The 17,302-nt window shown below is 61.1% G+C and carries 20 protein-coding genes, 1 tRNA gene and 1 pseudogene; 4 read left to right on the top strand and 18 right to left on the bottom strand.

The window, feature by feature from the left end; translation table 11 throughout:
* A pseudogene (locus DBR23_RS30765) lies at positions 1-206 on the top strand (RNA-binding S4 domain-containing protein); the annotation flags it as partial.
* Positions 207-339: 133 nt separating this feature from the next.
* Here DBR23_RS30765 and DBR23_RS15275 read toward each other — a convergent pair.
* The gene (locus DBR23_RS15275; RefSeq protein WP_108498808.1) at positions 340-906 is read right to left on the bottom strand and encodes a recombinase family protein; all 567 of its coding nucleotides are present in this window, start codon (positions 904-906) and stop codon (positions 340-342) included.
* A 491-nt stretch (positions 907-1,397) separates the two neighbouring features.
* On the opposite strand from DBR23_RS15275, the gene DBR23_RS15280 reads away from it, so the two are divergent.
* Entirely contained in the window at positions 1,398-1,760 is a 363-nt protein-coding gene (locus DBR23_RS15280; protein ID WP_108498809.1) for a hypothetical protein, read from the top strand.
* A gap of 35 nt (positions 1,761-1,795) precedes the next feature.
* On the opposite strand, the gene DBR23_RS15285 is transcribed toward DBR23_RS15280, so the two are convergent.
* The 11 genes from DBR23_RS15285 to DBR23_RS29680 form a co-directional block, all read right to left on the bottom strand.
* Entirely contained in the window at positions 1,796-3,289 is a 1,494-nt protein-coding gene (locus tag DBR23_RS15285) for a zonular occludens toxin domain-containing protein (RefSeq protein ID WP_108498810.1), read from the bottom strand.
* Complete coding sequence (locus DBR23_RS15290; RefSeq protein ID WP_108498811.1) at positions 3,286-3,624, bottom strand: DUF2523 family protein; 339 nt, start codon at positions 3,622-3,624, stop codon at positions 3,286-3,288. The genes DBR23_RS15285 and DBR23_RS15290 overlap by 4 nt, the downstream gene beginning before the upstream one ends.
* Before the next feature lies 1 nt (position 3,625).
* On the bottom strand, positions 3,626-4,996 hold the full coding sequence (locus DBR23_RS29345; protein WP_146191347.1) for a hypothetical protein: 1,371 nt from the start codon (positions 4,994-4,996) through the stop codon (positions 3,626-3,628).
* Between the two features lie 110 nt (positions 4,997-5,106).
* The gene (locus tag DBR23_RS15300) at positions 5,107-5,346 is read right to left on the bottom strand and encodes a hypothetical protein (protein WP_108498813.1); all 240 of its coding nucleotides are present in this window, start codon (positions 5,344-5,346) and stop codon (positions 5,107-5,109) included.
* Between the two features lie 77 nt (positions 5,347-5,423).
* Positions 5,424-5,636, bottom strand: a complete 213-nt coding sequence (locus DBR23_RS15305; protein WP_108498814.1) for a hypothetical protein — start codon at positions 5,634-5,636, stop codon at positions 5,424-5,426.
* The gene (locus DBR23_RS29675) at positions 5,636-5,776 is read right to left on the bottom strand and encodes a hypothetical protein (RefSeq protein ID WP_158276464.1); all 141 of its coding nucleotides are present in this window, start codon (positions 5,774-5,776) and stop codon (positions 5,636-5,638) included. Before DBR23_RS29675 ends, DBR23_RS15305 begins: the two co-directional genes overlap by 1 nt.
* A complete protein-coding gene (locus DBR23_RS15310) occupies positions 5,769-5,987 on the bottom strand; it encodes a hypothetical protein (protein ID WP_056060512.1) in 219 nt (72 codons plus the stop codon). The genes DBR23_RS29675 and DBR23_RS15310 overlap by 8 nt, the downstream gene beginning before the upstream one ends.
* A 15-nt stretch (positions 5,988-6,002) precedes the next feature.
* Positions 6,003-6,323 (bottom strand): hypothetical protein, encoded by a 321-nt coding sequence (locus DBR23_RS15315; protein WP_108498815.1) that lies wholly within the window; start codon positions 6,321-6,323, stop codon positions 6,003-6,005.
* A 22-nt stretch (positions 6,324-6,345) separates the two neighbouring features.
* Positions 6,346-7,569: a replication initiation factor domain-containing protein gene (locus tag DBR23_RS15320; protein ID WP_108498816.1), complete on the bottom strand. Its 1,224-nt coding sequence runs from the start codon at positions 7,567-7,569 to the stop codon at positions 6,346-6,348.
* 253 nt (positions 7,570-7,822) lie between these two features.
* Positions 7,823-8,563 carry a hypothetical protein gene (locus DBR23_RS29970; protein ID WP_199227721.1) on the bottom strand — a complete coding sequence of 247 codons (741 nt, stop codon included), beginning with the start codon at positions 8,561-8,563 and terminating at the stop codon, positions 7,823-7,825.
* A 148-nt stretch (positions 8,564-8,711) separates the two neighbouring features.
* Complete coding sequence (locus DBR23_RS29680) at positions 8,712-8,870, bottom strand: hypothetical protein (protein WP_158276465.1); 159 nt, start codon at positions 8,868-8,870, stop codon at positions 8,712-8,714.
* Between the two features lie 73 nt (positions 8,871-8,943).
* Between DBR23_RS29680 and DBR23_RS15330 the strand changes: the two genes are divergently transcribed.
* Positions 8,944-9,270, top strand: coding sequence for a hypothetical protein (locus DBR23_RS15330; RefSeq protein WP_108498817.1), 327 nt, complete (start codon positions 8,944-8,946; stop codon positions 9,268-9,270).
* Here DBR23_RS15330 and DBR23_RS15335 read toward each other — a convergent pair.
* The 6 genes from DBR23_RS15335 to cysS all read right to left on the bottom strand — a co-directional run bounded on the left by DBR23_RS15335 (position 9,238) and on the right by cysS (position 16,002).
* Positions 9,238-9,330: transfer RNA gene (locus tag DBR23_RS15335), tRNA-Ser, on the bottom strand. The genes DBR23_RS15330 and DBR23_RS15335 overlap by 33 nt on opposite strands.
* 341 nt (positions 9,331-9,671) lie before the next feature.
* A complete protein-coding gene (gene tilS / locus DBR23_RS15340; RefSeq protein WP_108498818.1) occupies positions 9,672-10,622 on the bottom strand; it encodes a tRNA lysidine(34) synthetase TilS in 951 nt (316 codons plus the stop codon).
* A 165-nt stretch (positions 10,623-10,787) separates the two neighbouring features.
* A complete protein-coding gene (locus DBR23_RS15345; RefSeq protein ID WP_108498836.1) occupies positions 10,788-12,638 on the bottom strand; it encodes a methyl-accepting chemotaxis protein in 1,851 nt (616 codons plus the stop codon).
* Positions 12,639-12,838: 200 nt separating this feature from the next.
* On the bottom strand, positions 12,839-13,816 hold the full coding sequence (locus DBR23_RS15350) for an acetyl-CoA carboxylase carboxyltransferase subunit alpha (RefSeq protein ID WP_056747083.1): 978 nt from the start codon (positions 13,814-13,816) through the stop codon (positions 12,839-12,841).
* Positions 13,817-13,894: 78 nt separating this feature from the next.
* Positions 13,895-14,569, bottom strand: a complete 675-nt coding sequence (locus DBR23_RS15355; RefSeq protein ID WP_108498819.1) for a DNA-3-methyladenine glycosylase — start codon at positions 14,567-14,569, stop codon at positions 13,895-13,897.
* A 47-nt stretch (positions 14,570-14,616) separates the two neighbouring features.
* The gene (gene cysS / locus DBR23_RS15360; protein WP_108498820.1) at positions 14,617-16,002 is read right to left on the bottom strand and encodes a cysteine--tRNA ligase; all 1,386 of its coding nucleotides are present in this window, start codon (positions 16,000-16,002) and stop codon (positions 14,617-14,619) included.
* A 218-nt stretch (positions 16,003-16,220) separates the two neighbouring features.
* Here cysS and DBR23_RS15365 point away from each other — a divergent pair, with 218 nt between their 5' ends.
* Positions 16,221-17,291 carry a tetratricopeptide repeat protein gene (locus DBR23_RS15365; RefSeq protein ID WP_108498821.1) on the top strand — a complete coding sequence of 357 codons (1,071 nt, stop codon included), beginning with the start codon at positions 16,221-16,223 and terminating at the stop codon, positions 17,289-17,291.
* Positions 17,292-17,302 lie beyond the last annotated feature (11 nt).

Genomic DNA, 17,302 nt, shown 5'->3' on the forward strand with positions numbered 1-17,302 from the left:
CGCCAGTGGCCCAGCAACTGTACGAAGAAACCCCGGACAGCATCGCCGCCCGCGAAAAGGCCGCAGAACTGCGCCGCTTGGCCCCCGAGCCAGCCGCGACATTGCAAGAAGGTCGCCCAACCAAACGCGACCGCCGCGAGATCGACAAGGTGAGCAACAAGGGAAGCGATTGGGGCAGCCGGTGGAGCGCGTCCATCGACGAGTGACTGTGCGAGGAGTTCGGACAGTTCGCAGGCGACGTCAGATATAACTAGGCGGCTGAAAAACTCAAAAGAAAAAGCCCCAAGCGCGTTGAGCGCTTGGGGCTTATCTTGGCGGAAACGGATGTTTTCGGCGCTACTAATTGCCCTTGACGCGATACAGGGCACGCTTCACCACCGAAGGAGAAACACCGTATTTAGTTGCTAGGCCACGCTGAGTAATTCCACCAGCCTGATATTCGGCAACCACTGCCGCCTCATCAGATGGAGACAATGCGCGAAGTCTCCCAGGCAACCTCCCACGCGCACGAGCGGCAATCTGGCCCGCAATCGACCTTTCCCGAATCATTGAGCGCTCAAGCTGGGCGACTGCACCGAGAATCTGAACGACAAAGACACCCATACTGTTTGTCGTGTCCAAGGGCTCCGTAACACTTTTGATGGTCGCGCCGACCGCCTCAAGCTGGCGCAGCATTGCGAGCAGATCAAACAAGCTCCTTGCAATTCGGTCGATTTTGTAAACAACCAGAACATCACCCTTTTGCAGTGAGGCAAGGCACCTCGCCAGCTCGTGACGACCGCGACGAGATGCACCGCTAGCCTTTTCCTGATAGATGATTTCGCAGCCAGCTTTAGCGAGCGCATCGAGCTGCAAAGCTGTGTCCTGTTCCTGCGTTGAAACTCTGGCGTAGCCCACAAATGCCATTAGTTGCCCTCCTTTTGAGAGGCAATCTAGGCAATTTCACCAACTGGTAAAAGCCCGAATTACCACCCCCAGGCCGCGTAAGTTTTAAGTCAGGTGTCAGTGCGGTGTGCGATGTCCAAATGTCGCCAATTGAGATCTTCCGGCGACAGTTGAACATCCATCAATTTGAGCTTGCTTCGCAGCTTTAGGCGCTCGCCGCGCGGCGTCCGTTGCCCGTGAGAGGTAGCGCCCAGCACCATTCCCCAGATTTCTTCGCCTCTTCGGCCAACGCTAAGCCAGGACCGCGCCTGCGGCTCTTTGGGTTGCTGCGGGGGGAATCCATAAAGCTGCGCTTTACAAACCCTCCCCCCTCCGCAACCCAATCCCGGCACCGCTAATGGCACGGCGAAGAACTCAGGGGAACGGTGCAAGCAAGGCCAGCTTGCACGGGCAACAGACAACAGTTGTCCGGCTCGGAATCTAGGGGCCCGGTACACCTGAAGGGGAACACCATGATCGCAAGCAACTACCGCAAATTTCCTGAAGCTCTGGCGCTGCAGATGCCTTTGCAGTTCGGGCGCTTGCTGGTGTGGGCCACGTCGCGGCCCACGACGCGGCTGCTGCGGGCGATCAGGGCCGAGCGTGGCGCGGCTTTCAAGGCTGCGGGCCGGCTGGCCTATCCAGTGCGCAAGACCACGCCGAGCTGGGCGCGTGAGCTGGCGAAGAAGGTGCGCGACCTGGGCAAGCTGGTGAAGGCTGCGCAGGTGGCGCTGGTGTTCTCTGAGCCGGTGAAGCGCAAGGGCTTCGGCGGGCACATCGACCGCATGCTGGCGATGCGCCCACTGGCCCGCTGCCCTATCGCGATCAGCGCGTGAATTGTCATGGCCAGATCCGTTTAGACGACATTTGGTCATCCGGTAAAGTGCCGGTATGGACTTTGTAACGTTGGCGGTCCAATGGGCCGCAATGCATCCGTGGTTGACGTCGGCTGGAATGGTGATCCTGGCGGTAGCACTCTTTGCGGGGTCTGCTCGGCTCTTGGGTTCACGACGCCGGGCAAATATGCAGCAGCTTCGGATACTGCCGAAGGGGAAACAGAAGGACTGGCGCTCGACGGTCTATAACCCCGTTCAATTCCGGCGCCCGAAGCGCTAGAGCGGCCTGATTGAACCTCCACCACAACCGGCCTATCCTGGGCGCCCTGGGCCAGCATGGGAGAGTCACAGGTAATGGCCTGGGCCTTGCCCTTCCACCGCAAAGTGCCGGCGCAATCCGTGAGCGGTTGCCACGTGTAGCCCATTGCCTTTAAGTCTCTGCTGTCGATCGTGCTGATGCGTTGGCCCGAGTTAGAAACGGCGAAGGTGTACACCGTTTGAGAGCCCATGGTGATGCGGCCAGTAAGGTGGATTCCCTTGCTCGCATAGGGCTCTGGCGTTGCGTCAGGATCAGCGCTGGAGGCAGCTTGTGCAGGTGATGGCGCCTGAGCCTCGGTGGCGGTTTTGATGACCTGGGCGGGCTGATCTGGTGAGCGCAAGGTGCCACCCGGTGGAACGGCCTTGAGGTCTTTGGTCCACTGCATATCGGAGGTCTTTTGCACCTTGCTCTTTGGGTCCGACTTGGGCCAGAACATCCAGGCTATGACGATGGCCGTGAATATCCAAAACCCCCATGTGAAGCGGCGCAGCTTGACGCTCAGCGGGGCCACGTCCTGGGCGCCTGATTCGGCAACGCTGTTCCCTTGGGTGTGGCTCTTATAAAGCGGGAAATACTGCTTCTTGTAGGGACGCTCCTCAACGCTGATGACTGCGCCGCGATAGCCCGCATGCACCTTGCGGATGTAGCAATCCTTCTTGCCGAGAATGTCCGCTTTACGGCAGCGCACCAGCATTGCCATAAGGCGAGCGATGGGCTGATTGATGTCCCTAAAGCTCTGCGTCATCAACAAGATGTCGCAGTTGAAATGCCGGTGGAGCTTGAAGAACTCGACAACCTCTTTTGAGGTGCCGACAGTGGGCAATGCAAGGTGGCATTCATCGATGATGAACACTGGGCCTTGCCCAGTTTCAGGGTGCTTCCACGTGCTGTAGTAGTCCCAAACGTGCCCAAAGACAGAAACCGACTCCGTGGGCTTATGGTGCGTTGACGGGTCTTCAAACAACATGAAAGCGTTGCCGTTTCCATCATCGTCCATGGCGTCGGCGTCCCACTTGCCCATCACTGGCTTTGGCCTACGGCGTAGCTCGATGAGGTGGGTATAGCCGGGATCGATGGCCGCAAACATTTCCACGATCAGCGGCAGGTTTGTGATGACCTTGCGCCCCTGCTGCAACATGGGCAGAACGTGGTAGACGACAGCCTCATAGCTCTTGCCAGAGCCTGGGATTCCTTCAAGGCCGTTGATCATGATCCGAGCCTTACGAAGGGAATCAACTGCAGTACGAGCCGTACGCCAATAGCTGCAACGATGATGGCCGAAGCAGTGCCGATTCCAAGGAGGCCGAGGATGTTCAACAGCTCAGCGGGCAGCGATCCCCAGGCACCGACCTGGGAGGCTAGACCGGTCATGTCGATGGCCTGGATGGCAGACACGACGATATCCATGAGCTGCTCGAAAGGCCAGCAGGCAGCATCCCGGATGAAGTCCCAGCCAGCCGTCATAACGGCCTTGTAGAGGTTCCCTATCCACGTGAGGACCGCCGAAATCTTGGCGATGATGAGATTGAAGAACTTAGCCAGCATGTCAGCCGCCGAAGATCAGAGAGCGGGCCAGCATCAGCGCTGAAATGATGATGATGGTTTTTGCAACGTCCCATATCCAGCAAGGGGGGGCCACGTTGTATTCACCGTAGCTTGCCCATGAAGCGAAGTTCAATGGAATCACCCAGGAAGGGCAGGCACCTGCAGTGAGAGTCGTGGGCATAAGCTGCTCAGCGAGTGTGAAGGTGCTGGACTGCTTGATCTGCTGACTCTTTTGGTTCCAGATGCCTGTAAGCCCTTCGGGGTATTTGCGCTCATAGAGCATTGGAATAGGAGGCAAACCAACATCGTTGATTTCACCGTTTTCACACGCGACGATGCCTGGGTTCTTCTCGCAAAGATCGGGCTGCTCGGTCTGGTCTTCTGGCTTTGTGCCTGGTTCGTTTTCAGGCTGCGTAGCGGGGTCTTTGGTGGGCTGTGGACGTGCGACAGGTTGATAGTCCACACGCCAAGGCTCGCTGACAGTGGGGCTAGGAACGATTCGCACGCCGGGCTGATACCAGGGCTGATTTTCTGGGCTAATGGGGGCGTTGGGGTCGTAGTTGGGGTTTGGCTGAGGGTCACCAGTTGGAACGAATCGAGGACGATGCTGGGGATTTGCGCCGGGGTCAGGGTTGATCCAGGGCGAAGGCTGCTCAATAGGCAGAGGGGTTGGCTGTGGCAGTTCCTGAGGTACGTTCTCTGGCATCTGAGGAGATCCAGGGGTGGAAATATCAGGGGCAAGAATTCGCTCAAACTCCTCCTTTGTCAAAGGACGAGCAGGACCTGAATGATCAGACATTGGCTTTTGGACAAAAACCTGATCTGTAGAGCGATCACTTCCATGCCATTGGCGCGCGAGCTGTGTAGCGCCAAACTGGCACTTATCGTTGACGATCTTCTTCCAGGGAGTGACACGATGAGCAACGTCATAAGCACCGTTACCGCCTAGCGAGCCAAGCCAGGACTCGTACGCGGATTGGTCACCACCAGAAAGATTACAAGAGGTCTCTGGGTTAGGGGCGGTACTGATCCAAGAACCACTGCCAATGTCGTAGGCAACTTTTGCGACACCGAGCCAAGTAGCAATTGCAGCCCCGACGCGAACGTAAGGGTTTGCAAAAATGGCTGCTGCAGCAATTCGAGGTGCATTGGCAGCAAGACGATAGGCAGCTGGCATCTTGACGGCCTGACCTCCGACAGTAGCTGTAGGGCCGTTCGGACTAAAGATGATGCGGCCAAAGCTGGCGTCATTTGCTGCTGGAGCATATCCGCCAGGGCTCCAGCCTGGAGGAGGTTTTAACTGCGCGTACCCAGCGTTAGCAGATACACAAAATAAGGCTGCAGCGGCGACAGTGAGCAGTTTTTTAATCATCGTCAATTGCTCCTGAATCCAAGCACAAAGCAGACGGCGCCCATGCCGCCCAAGATGGCCATAAGGCCCCAGAACAGGACGACATGAGCGCCGATCAGCATGGGACCGCCTTAGACCTTGCGGATCACACGCTTGGCAACATCGGGACCCTTCATTGCGAGGGCGATGCCGACGATGATCAGGCACACGGCGATGATCGAGGCAGTGACACCATCGAGGCCGATAGCTTCGAGCATCTGATTGATGGGATTGGTTGCGGTCTGGGCCATGGCGGCGGTGCCGAAGGCTCCAGCACTCACGGCCACCAGTGCGCGGGAGCCGTACTTCTTGATTTGCTTGAACGTTTGCATTTGAGTTTCCTTTGAGTTGATGAAGTGATGCCGGAAATCGACACCGCGAAGCCGCGAGGGCTTGACGCTGGCGACTGCTAGAGCTTTTTGATCAGGCCGATGGCGAGGGATGCACCCCAGCCCAAAAGGAAGGAGCCCAGCACGAAGGCGAAGCCCCAAGAGATGACGTAAAGCACCGTTGGGGGGTCAATGCCAAGCTGGGCGAGGTCCATCAGATCGGACATGGAAACCCACGCGGTGGAGGCTTCGGGGCAAGGGTTGACCTCGGAGTAGCAGACGAGGAAGCGCATCACGCAAACCACTCATCTGTGGGGGAGGATTCGCCGCATTCAGGACAGCCGCAGGCGTTGTCATCGCCCTCGACTTCTTGAACATGGTCGTAGCCAATAAGGGCGCCGCACTTGGGGCACTCCAGTTCGATTTCATCCATGGGTGGGCTCCTGCTTTTTGTAGAGGTCATCGAGGTCGATGACTTGGGGTCGGTGGAAAGGCTCGGTGTGGTCTTCGATGAGTTGCACACAGGTTTCGAGGTCTTCCACGATGGCGGCTTCGCAGAGCAACATGACCCACTCCGGCTGGCCGTCCTCGAAAGACGGCGCGAGGAAAGCGCCTGTTGTGCGGGACTGGATCACGTTGCGCATGGCTTGCCTTTGGCCTTACGCGGCCTTGGCCTGGGCTGCGGGTTTGATAGCCAGCAGCGTGAGCTTTGTGCTGTTGTCGGCACCGGCCACGATGTCGAATTCGCACTCGCACATCACGCCACCGAGGGGCCACGAATTCTTGAGGTGTGCCCACTTCTGGAACTCAGTAGAGTCGCCCAGCTTGAACGGGCGAGTGACTACGCCGATGCTTTCACCGCTGGAGGACTGCGCAATGTCCACCGACAGGTGAAAGGTGGTGGAGTCGAAGGCGCGGCCCTCATAGTCGCCCTTGGATTGCTTGAGGCCGTGCAGCACGGCTTTGCTGGTCATTTTCATGGTTGGTCTTTCGTGGCCTGGGTTAGTGGGCGTACGCGGCGTGGCCAGCACCGGAGCCCGAGATTTTTTTGAACATCTGCTGATAGATGCGCTCGACTTCGGAGCGCTTGAACTTGGACAGCCGACCGGGCATCTCTGCGCAGTTCTCGATGAATTGCATGAGGGTTTCGCGGTCCATGTAGAGGAACGCGAGCGCGGCTGATTTGCCTGCAGTGGAGAAGAACCAACGGGCGTTGCGCGTGCACTCAGCCATGAGCGTTTCGAGCGGCAGGCGCGGCTCTGTTTTGATGGGCTCTGGCGATGCAATAGCACCGTGTTCAGCCAGCATCAGGGCATGCCAATCACTGGCACCTGCGAAGAAGTCAGCGGGCCTGCGAAGAATGTCGGTAGGGAGCAGGCGCTTTTGGTTTCCATAGCGCAACTCAATCCGCTGCCAGCCGGTGGCGTCCTGTTTGCCGTAGAGCTGCACGCCCTTGTCATAGACGTTGGTTTGCTTGCCTGCGGCCTTGCTGCCGAAGTAGAAGGAGCGACCCACACCACCAGCGCGCCATGCGCCCACGCAGTTGTGTTCGGGCCGGTGGCCGTAGTGGTCCATAGCTCCGGCGTCGTAGTCGCTGGCAACGCGGTCCATACCACCGCTGATGCCATCGAAGAAGTCCAGGGCCAGATCGCAGCGCGTGACCAGGGCGCGATGTTCGTCCATGTAATCGGCCATGCGTGGTGCCCAGCCTGGGGCAGCAAACGTGCAGGCGACGCCGTACAGGTTGCAATGAATGGTCTTTGACTGGGCGCGCTGCCGTGGGCTTTCGCCGGAGGCGAGGAAGCCGACCCAGCCGCATTCATTGCCTGCGCGCAGGATGCTCCAGCGGTGGCGGTAGAAGTCGTGCCCCTTCTTCATTTCGGGGTCCACGGTGAAGCCTTCACCGAGGATTTCGCACACGTTGTTGGCAAGCTCAAGCGCTTGTGTGCTGGCGGCAAAGTCAGGGTCTGGAATATCGCGCAGCAGGTGGCAGAGCTTGGCGCGGCGGCGGTCGTCTTCGCTCAGTTGATGCTCTGAGCGCAAATCGAACTCCGAAGACTGGGCGGGCGGGAAAAGATGCTCGACCGTGGGGATGGGAGCGAAACGCAGATTGACGGTGAAGCGGAGCCAATCGACATGAACGGGCGAGCCGGTTTGGACGCGCTCCGCTTGCAAACGGAGCTTGACCTCATTGCCCTCTAGAACGAGCGATGTGGGGTGGGTCATGCTGCGCCCCCTGGAAAGTTGTCCCCGTGATTACCATCGGGGACCGAAGCTGTCTGAGGTGCTACGCACCCCCCAAAATTGATAGCAAAAGATTGCGCTTCGCGCGCGGCATCCCCCCCGCTGGCGCGGGGCCCCTCCGCGCGCTGCGCTTCAATCGCAGCGACGCGGCGCGCGTGATCGAAAAGATCGCGGTGCGGGTGCTTGTCGAGGGCTGCGGCTATCTGCAGCCATGCGGAGCGATTGGCTGCGCTGGTCATGCTTGAGCCCATGCCTTGAAAGCAGCACGCTTGGAAGCAGCGCGGGCAGGCGCAGCCAGGTCGCTGTTACTGCGGACCTGGGCGGCTGTAACAGTGGACGTCGCGCAGCTGGCTGTAACTGCTGCGGCCGGCGGCTGTAACAGTAAGCCGGCGCACTTGGCGGCTACATCGACAAGGAAGCGGGCGAACGCTGGGGGTGTGCGCTCGCGATCTGCGGGAGAGAGGTGCAGCGTGCGGCCTTCAGCTCGGTGTAACTGGACGGGCAGCTCACCCAACTCTTCGCGGCTGCAGCCGACGATATAGAGATATGTCGGCTTGGGTGCAGCGTGGCCCCACCAGCCCTGATCGACAAGCAATGTCCACCCGCCCCAGGCATCCACCTTGCCTGGGTGTGGAAGCTCTGCAGCATGCCAAAGGGTGCTGCCCCATGGGTGTTCCAGTACACCGCCACAGCGGCGCACCTGTTCAACGGCGAACAGAGCCAGGGCTTTTTCATCGGGGCGAGGTTTTGCCCAGTGACGCAGACGACCCCAGCCACGGCATGGGGGATGGCAAACAACGGGATTGGCGCCTGTGTAGCCGCGTGCATCGCGCTGGGCGTCCCACACGTCGTCCACCAGGTCGAAGTAACAGGAATCGGAGCGGGCGAAAAGGACTGATACGCCAGGTCGCTGTAACACCGAGCTGGAGAACAGGTCCAGCATGCCCGCGCCGGATTGCATCAGCACCTTGCTCATTCTTGTGCTCCAGTCGTGGGCCGAGCCACTCTCAAGGCAAACGACCCCACGGCCAATAGACCGAAGACAGCGACAAAAAACAGCATTGCGCAGCCGAGAACGAAATGGGCAAGGTTCAAGGCCTCGATAGCTTGAAAGCTCATAGCGATTACCCCTTGATCTCGATACGCGACCAGCGCAACACGGAGGAAGAGACCTTGACGTAAGAGCGGGTGCACACCCCCAGCGCAGGCGCTGCAGGAGACGCCACAGCGCGTGCAGCGCCTTTGGTGGCTGGAGGTGTGCGAACTGGGGTTCTGGCGGTCATGGCGGCTCCTGTGTGAAAATTGTCCAAATGACATCGTAGTCATTTGCATATCAACGAGCCGGAGTGTAGTCAGATGTATATCGATATTGAATTAAATAAATTAATCGATGATGCTACTTCGATAGCTGGAAGCCAACGAAAGCTAGCCGCTTTGCTCGACATGGAGCAAGCGAACTTGGCGAAGATCAAAAAGGGAGAAAGGCCTGCGAACTGGCGCGTTCGGGGCAAATTGCGCGCGATCCTTGGAGAGGACCCTGCACATGCGTTCATGGCCGCGATGGCCGAGGACTTGGAACAGTCAGAACGCGAAGACGAAAAAAAAGCTGCAGATGGCTTTAAGGCCATGCTTGCAGCTTTTCCAGATGGTTGGCGGAAACGGAGGGATTCGAACCCTCGATGAGGCTCTACACCCCATACTCCCTTAGCAGGGGAGCACCTTCGGCCACTCGGTCACGTTTCCAATCCAGCTATTATGCCTCATTTCAGAGGCTGTTCCGCTGGTTGCAGCAGCATAGGTGGTCTGGTCCAAAGTCCTCGCGCACGCCGGGCGCTGATAGCTGGATTCACTTTTTTGCCGATTGCCGCCTAGGTTTTGATGTCGCATATGGAGGCCATTCGAGCGCGGATGGCTTGTGTGTTTAGCCTGTTGGACAGGGGGCAAGGACGGACTCGGGCTTTCTATTGGACGCACCGAGCTCATAGAGCTGGCAATCTTCGCGATTGGCAACGTGCCGGATGCGGCGGTTTGCTCCCGTGTTTGTGGGTGTCGCCCCGTGACGCGGGCAAAAAGACACCTGAGAGCTACTGCCTCCGCCATTCCAGCGTAAGACCAGACCGCACGACAAAGCCGCTTCCTACCTTGATGCGGATGTGGTGACCCCGTGTGGTACAGGCCTGGATCTGATCCAGCAGCTCGCCCAATTGCGCGGCTCCCGGGGTGGTTTGGTGGGCATGGCGCAGCCAGTGGCGCACCACGTTGGCCTGGCGGGCGCGGGTGAGCCCCTGCAGGGCCTTGATACCGGGGGGCTCGCCCACCAAGGACAGGTCCTGCTGTGCCATCTCGTGCAGCAGCTCGGCAGCCTGGGCTGCATTGGCGGCCGACCGTGCAAAGGTATCGCGAAAGGACGGGAATGCGGCATGCAGCGCAGGCAGCAGTTGCGCCCGAATGCGGTTGCGCGTGAAGCGCTCATCGGAGTTGGTGGGGTCTTCCACCCACGCCTGGCCTTGTGCCTTCAACCAATCGCGTACGTCCGCCGCTGACACCTGCAACAAGGGGCGGTGCCAGACCAGACCAGCACGCGTCCACTGGGCGGGCATGGCGGCCAGGCCGGCCACTCCCGCTCCGCGCGACAGGGCGAGTAGCAGGGTTTCGGCCTGATCGTCGGCGTGCTGTGCAATTGCTATGGATTGAATAGCACCCAAGGCATGATCCTCTAGCGCTACTGCCGTCAAAGCCTGGTATCTGGCTTGCCGAGCGGCATCCTCGGGGCTCTGGCCGGACGCGGGGCGCGCGTCCAGTCGCTGCACACGCAAGGGCACGCCCAGCTTGCTACACAAGGCCACGCAATGCTGCTCAAACCCATCGGCGGCCGCCTGCAGCCCATGGTGCACATGGATGGCCAGCACCTGCCCGGGCCAGCGGCGTGCACAGCCCAACAGCAACGCGGTCGAGTCTGCGCCCCCGCTCAACGCCACGGCCATCGGCAACACGGGCGCAAAGGCCCGCAGGGCGGCGTCCATTGATTGCGTCATCGCATCCGCCCTTCAGGCCCTGCAGCGGGACCCGTCGCAACCGCCGGACGTGCCCGGAGGGCGTAGAGAACGAGGGAGAAATGGCGGCGCATGGGCGCCGATTATCACGGTGCCCCGCACTCCGGCAGTAAGGTGCATGGGGGGCGCCGCCCCGCCCCTGGCAACTTAACCGCCCGGCGAGGACAGCCGTGGCGCAGCGTGGGCAGGGTCGGTGGACAGGCGGAAGGTACCCACCACCTCCGACAGCCGCACCGACTGGTCCTTGAGGCTCTGTGCCGCAGCAGCGCTCTCCTCCACCAGCGCTGCGTTCTGCTGGGTCATCTGGTCGAGTTGGGCCACGGCCTGGCCGACCTCGTTGATGCTGGTGCTTTGCTCATTGGTGGACGCCGTGATCTCGGCCATGATGTCCGTCACACGCTGCACCGAGGTCACGATCTCGGTCATGGTAGTGCCCGCGTCGTGTACCAGCCGCGAGCCGTTTTCCACCTGCTCGACCGAGGTATTGATCAGGGTCTTGATCTCGCGTGCGGCCTCGGCGCTGCGCTGGGCGAGGCTGCGCACCTCGCCTGCTACCACCGCAAAGCCCCTGCCCTGCTCGCCCGCGCGGGCGGCTTCCACCGCAGCATTGAGCGCAAGGATGTTGGTCTGGAAGGCAATGCCGTCGATGACGCCAATGATGTCGTTGATCTTGCGCGAGGCCGCATTGATCTGGTCCATGGTGGTCACCACATTGCCCACCACCTGCCCACCATGTTGCGCCACGCTGGACGCCTGGGCTACCAGCTGGTTGGCCTGGCGTGCCGAGTCTGCGTTGTGCCGGACGGTCTCGGTCAGCTGCTGCATGGAGGCTGATGTCTGCTGCAAGCTGGATGCCGTGAGTTCGGTGCGCCCGCTCAGGTCATGGTTGCCAGTGGCAATCTCTTCGGCGGCCACGCGTACCGAGCTGCTGGCGTCACGGATCTGCGAGAGCACACCGGAGAGCTTGCCCGCAAAGCTGTTGAAGCTACCGGCGATCTGGGCCAGCTCGTCCTCACCGTGGGCGTCGATGCGGCGCGACAGGTCGCCATCACCGGCGCCGATTTCATGCATCGCGTCACGCACCAGCGTGAGCTGGCGCAGGCGCCGCGTCAGAACCACGCCCAGCAGCCCAACGGCCACCACCAACACCAAAATGCTGGAGATCAGCGATGTGGCCAGCATGGCCCGGATCGGTGCCATGGCCTCGCTTTCATCCAGGGCCACCACCAGCATCCATGAGGTGCCCGCGATCGGCACCACGCTGAGTAACCGGCTGCGCGACGCAATGTCCGCCTGCAGCAAGCTTTTGTCCTTGGATGCCGCGAGCAGCTTGTCGATCACGAGGTCCTTGGACAAATCGGCAATGGGCTTGAGGGTCAGCGCCTGGTCGCGGTGGGCGATGATCTTGCCGTCGGCAGACACCAGAAACCCGAAACTCTGCGGCGTGGGCTGGATGGAAGCCACATTGGCAACCACCGACTCCATGTAGACATCACCAGCCGCCACGCCTTTGAGCGCTGCGCCAGCGCCCACCGGGGTCGCAAAAGTCACCACCAGCTTTTGATCGGACGCCGAGATGTAGGGCGGCGTGACCACAGACCCGCCCGCTTGCGCGGCCTGCTTGTACCAAGGACGTGCGGTGGGGTCGTAGTCGGCGGGCAGGCTGCGAGTCTCTGAAAATACGTACTTCTTGTCCGCGTAGCCAAAATACGCCGTGCTGAACTTGCCCGCGTCGCGCAGCATGGCCAGAGACTTGGCAGGTTCGGGATCTTCAAAGGCGGCGACGGAGGCCGCAATGATCGTGGCCTTGGCCCGCGCCCACTCCTCGATGGTTTCTGCATGGCTCTTGGCGGTCGCCATGCCCTCTTCGGCCAGCGAAACCTGCGCCTGTGCACGCGCCGACAGGTAGTTGACCAACGTCAACACCATCAGGGCAGCCACCATGCAGGTGGCAGAGAGGACCAGGATCTGGCCTTTGAGCGTCTTCAGAAGCGACATGAAGCCCTCCTTGAACCGCCCGCGCAGGCGGTCTGCAGGCATGTTACATCCGGTAGCAGTCCATGCGCCAGTGCGGGTTTGTGCGCCCCTGCAAGGAGTCGGCCAGAAAAACAACAACGGCCCCGAAGGGCCGTTGGAACCGCACCAAGCTGGTGCATTCATTGCCAGCAACGACAGGCCAGAACCTGCCCTCAGCGGGCTTAGCGGGCGTCCGCCTTGGTGTCGCTGAAGCGGCCGTAGCTCTGCAGACGCTCGTAGCGGCGGTCCAGCAAGTCTTTGGTCTTGAGGTCTGCCACCTGGCGGAAGGCATCGCCCAAAGCGCGCTTCAAAAATGCGGCCATCTGCTTGTGATCGCGATGGGCGCCACCCACGGGCTCGCTCACGATCTTGTCCACCAGGCCCAGGGCCTTGAGGCGGTGGGCGGTGATGCCCAGGGCGTCAGCGGCCTCTTGCGCCTTGTCGCTGGTCTTCCAGAGGATGGACGCACAGCCTTCGGGGCTGATGACCGAGTAGATGGCGTATTGCAGCATCACAACCTGATCGGCCACGCTGATGGCCAAGGCTCCCCCGGAGCCGCCTTCGCCAATGATGGTGGTGATGATGGGTACTTCGAGCTGCGCCATCTCGAAGATGTTGCGGCCAATGGCCTCGGACTGGCCGCGCTCTTCGGCGTCAATGCCCGGATAGGCGCCGGGCGTGTCCACAAAGGTGAACACGGGCAGCTTGAATTTCTCGGCCGTCTTCATCAGGCGCAGGGCCTTGCGATAGCCCTCTGGCTTGCTCATGCCAAAGTTGCGCATGGCGCGCTCCTTCGTGTCGCGGCCCTTCTGATGGCCCAGCACCATACAGGCGTGGCCGTTGAAGCGCGCGAGGCCGCCCACGATGGACAGGTCGTCCGCGTAGTGGCGGTCGCCGTGCAGCTCGACGAAGTCGGTGAAGATGTCGCGCACGTAGTCGAGCGTGTAGGGACGCTCAGGGTGGCGGGCGATCTTGGTGATCTGCCAGGGCGACAGTTCGCTGTAAATGTCTTTGGTGAGTTGCTGGCTCTTCTTGCTCAGCTGGTCGATCTCTTCCGAGATATCGACGGCACTCTCGGTCTGCACGTAGCGCAGTTCTTCAATTTTGGACTCCAGCTCGGCAATGGGCTGTTCGAAATCCAGAAAGGTCTTTTTCGCCAACGTTTTTCTCCTTGGGGATCGCACCCGGCGGGGTTGCCACGAATGGCACGCACTGTAACCGGCGTGCCTGCAGTGGTGTCAATAGGTTACAGGCAGGGGGTCCAGAGACCGCCAAATATACCAAGTCGCGACGCTGCACCAGGGCTTCCAGGCCTCGGCCACCTCACGGGCGTCGCTGCGGCTCACCGGGTCGCCAGAGAAGTAATTCTGGCTGATCCCGCTGATCAACCCCACGTCATCGAGGGGCAAAACATTGGGCCGCATCAAATAGAAGATCAAAAACATCTCGGCCGTCCATCGGCCGATGCCACGGATGGCCACCAGCTCGGCAATGATGGCCTCGTCATCCATGGCGGCCCAGTCCTTGACGTGCAGCTTGCCGCCCTCAAAGTGCATGGCCAGGTCCACCAGGTAGTCCACTTTGCGGGCCGAAAGGCCTGCGGCCCGCATGTCATCGATCTTGAGCTTGAGCACGCTGGCGGGCTTCATGCCGCGCGGCAGCAGCGCCACAAAACGCTCCCACACGACCTGCGCCGAAGCCACGGACACCTGCTGGCCCACGATGGAACGCGCCAGCGTGATGAAGGGGTCGCCCTTGGTCTGCAGCGCGGCGTCGCCAAACTGCGGGATCAGGCGCTTCATCACCCGGTCTTTTTTCACCAGGTGCTTGCAGGCCTCGGCCCAGTAGTCGGGCGTGGCCAGCACCAGCGACGGCGCCACAGCGTCACCCGATATCTTTTTAGAAGCTGCCACCGCTTATTCCACCTGCACTACTGGCATATTTAGCATCAAAACAATGCTCATTGGGCAGCTTCCCATGTGGTGCCGGCGGCAGAGTCCTTGAGCACGATGCCCTGGGCCAGCAAGTGGTTGCGGATGCGGTCGGCCTCGGCAAAGTTCTTGGCCGCCTTGGCTGCGGCCCGGGCAGCAATCTGTGCCTGAATCTCAGACTCATCCACACCGGCGGCCCCGGACTGAAGAAAAGCCTTGGGGTCACCCTGCAAGATCCCCAGGCAGCCACCCAGCGCCTGGAGCAACCCCGCCAGCTCGACGGAGCGGGTCTTGTTGACCTCGCTTGCCAGATCAAACAGCACGGCCACGGCCTCGGGAGTGCCAAAGTCCTCGTCCATCGCGGCCTTGAAGCGGGCCGCGTAAGGGTTGGTCCAGTCGATAGAAGTGGTTTCTTGTGCGGGAGTCACCAGGCTCAGCGCGGTGTACAGCCGCTTGAGCGCCTGGCGCGCGTCATCCAGGTGCGCATCACTGTAGTTCAGCGCACTGCGGTAGTGGGCGCGGACGATGAAAAAGCGCACGGTTTCTGCGTCATACGTCTTGAGCACGTCGCGGATGGTGAAGAAGTTGCCCAGGCTCTTGGACATCTTCTCGTTGTCCACGCGCACAAAGCCGTTGTGCACCCAGAACTTGGCCAGCGGTTTGCCCGTGGCACCTTCACTTTGGGCGATTTCGTTCTCATGGTGGGGGAACTGCAGGTCTGCGCCGCCGCCGTGGATGTCGAAGGTCTCGCCCAGCGTGGCGCAGCTCATGGCCGAGCATTCGATGTGCCAGCCGGGGCGGCCAGCACCAAAAGCGCTGTCCCACTTGGCCTCGGGCGGCTCCTCGGGCTTGGAGGCTTTCCACAGCACGAAGTCGAGCGGGTCTTCCTTGCCGTCCAGCACTGCTACGCGCTCGCCGGCGCGCAGCTCGTCGAGCGACTTGCCCGAGAGCTTGCCGTAGCCATCGAACTTGCGCACGGAGTAGTTCACATCGCCGTTGCTCGCCCGGTAGGCAAGGCCCTTGCCTTCCAGCTGGCCGATGAGCGAGAGCATCTGGGGCACATATTCGGTAGCGCGGGGCTCGACCGACGGCGGCTCGATGCCCAGCAGGCCGATGTCCTGGTGCATGGCGGCAATCATCTCGTCAGTGAGCTGGCGGATGGTGATGCCACGCTCCAGCGCACGCCTGATGATCTTGTCGTCGATGTCGGTGATGTTGCGCACGTAGGTCACGCGCAGGCCGCTGGCCTTGAGCCAGCGCTGCACCACGTCGAACGCCATCATCATCCGGGCGTGGCCGATATGGCACAGGTCATAAATGGTCATGCCGCACACATACATGCGCACATGGCCAGGTTCGAGCGGGGAAAAGTCTTCCAATGCACGCGACAGCGTGTTGTAGATGCGCAAACTCATGGGATTTCAGTAACGGGAGACTTGATGGGGTGGGCGAGGCAAAGAAACTCACCCGGCAGCAGCGGAACTCGGCCCTCGACAGGGGGTGGCCCGGCAAGGGGCGTCCAGCAAAATCACCAGCGGCAACAGCGTACCGTCATGACAACCCCCTCAGCTACAATCCGCCGCAGTATAAGCCCCCGCCCGGGCTGGCTGCCGCCCAACTCCTTTGTACCCCCATGAAGCAAGTCCGACGCACACTCCCACGCCTACTGCGCCTTCTGGCACTGACCGCCCTGATGGGCACGGGCGTGGTCCACGCGGACGACTATGCCGACATCACCCAGTTGCTCAAGGCTGGCAAGGCGGCCGAGGCGCTGGCCAAGGCCGACCAGCGCCTGGCCGCCAACCCACGTGACCCGCAGCTGCGCTTCTTGCGCGGCGTGGCCCAGACCGACTCGGGCAAGCAGGCCGACGCCATCGCCACCTTCACCAAGCTCACCGAAGAGTACCCAGAGCTGCCCGAGCCCTACAACAACCTGGCTGTGCTGTACGCCAACCAGAACCAGCTGGACAAGGCCCGCACGGCGCTGGAAATGGCGATCCGCACCAACCCCAGCTACGCCACCGCACAGGAAAACCTGGGCGACATCTACGCCAAGCTGGCCAGCCAGGCTTACAACAAGGCGCTGCAACTGGATGCCAACAACGCCAACTCCGTCAAGCCCAAGCTGGCGCTGATCCGCGAATTGTTCTCCAACGAACCCGGCAGCAAAACCGGTCGCCCTGCCGCCGCAGCGCCCGCGCCCGCCGTGGTGGTAACCCAGCGCCCTGCACCCGCTCCAGCGCCCGCCGCTGCGCCAGCAGCTGCAGCGCCAGCGCCTGCCGCCGCTCCAGCTCCAACTGTCAGCCCCGCTCCCGCTGCAACGGCTCCGGCACCTGCCCCAGCTCCTGCAGCTGCCAGCGACGCGTCCACCCAGGCCGTTACCTCCGCCGTACAGGCCTGGGCTGCGGCCTGGTCGTCCAAGGACATGAAGGGGTACCTGGGCGCGTACGACAAGTCGTTCGATCCACCTGGTCGCCAAGGCCGCGCTGCCTGGGAGAAGGAACGCGAGGCGCGCATCGTAGGCAAATCCAAGATCAGCGTGAAGCTTTCTGACATCACCGTGTCCGTACAAGGTGACAAGGCAACGGCCCGGTTTCGCCAGGCATACAGTGCCGACGCGCTCAACGTGAGCAGCCGCAAGACGTTGGACCTCGTCAATAACAACGGCCGCTGGACCATCGTTCGCGAATCCACAGGCGGTTAACCATGGCCCCC

Origin of the sequence: Acidovorax sp. HMWF018 (assembly GCF_003061035.1) — a bacterium.
Classification (GTDB): domain Bacteria; phylum Pseudomonadota; class Gammaproteobacteria; order Burkholderiales; family Burkholderiaceae_C; genus Acidovorax; species Acidovorax delafieldii.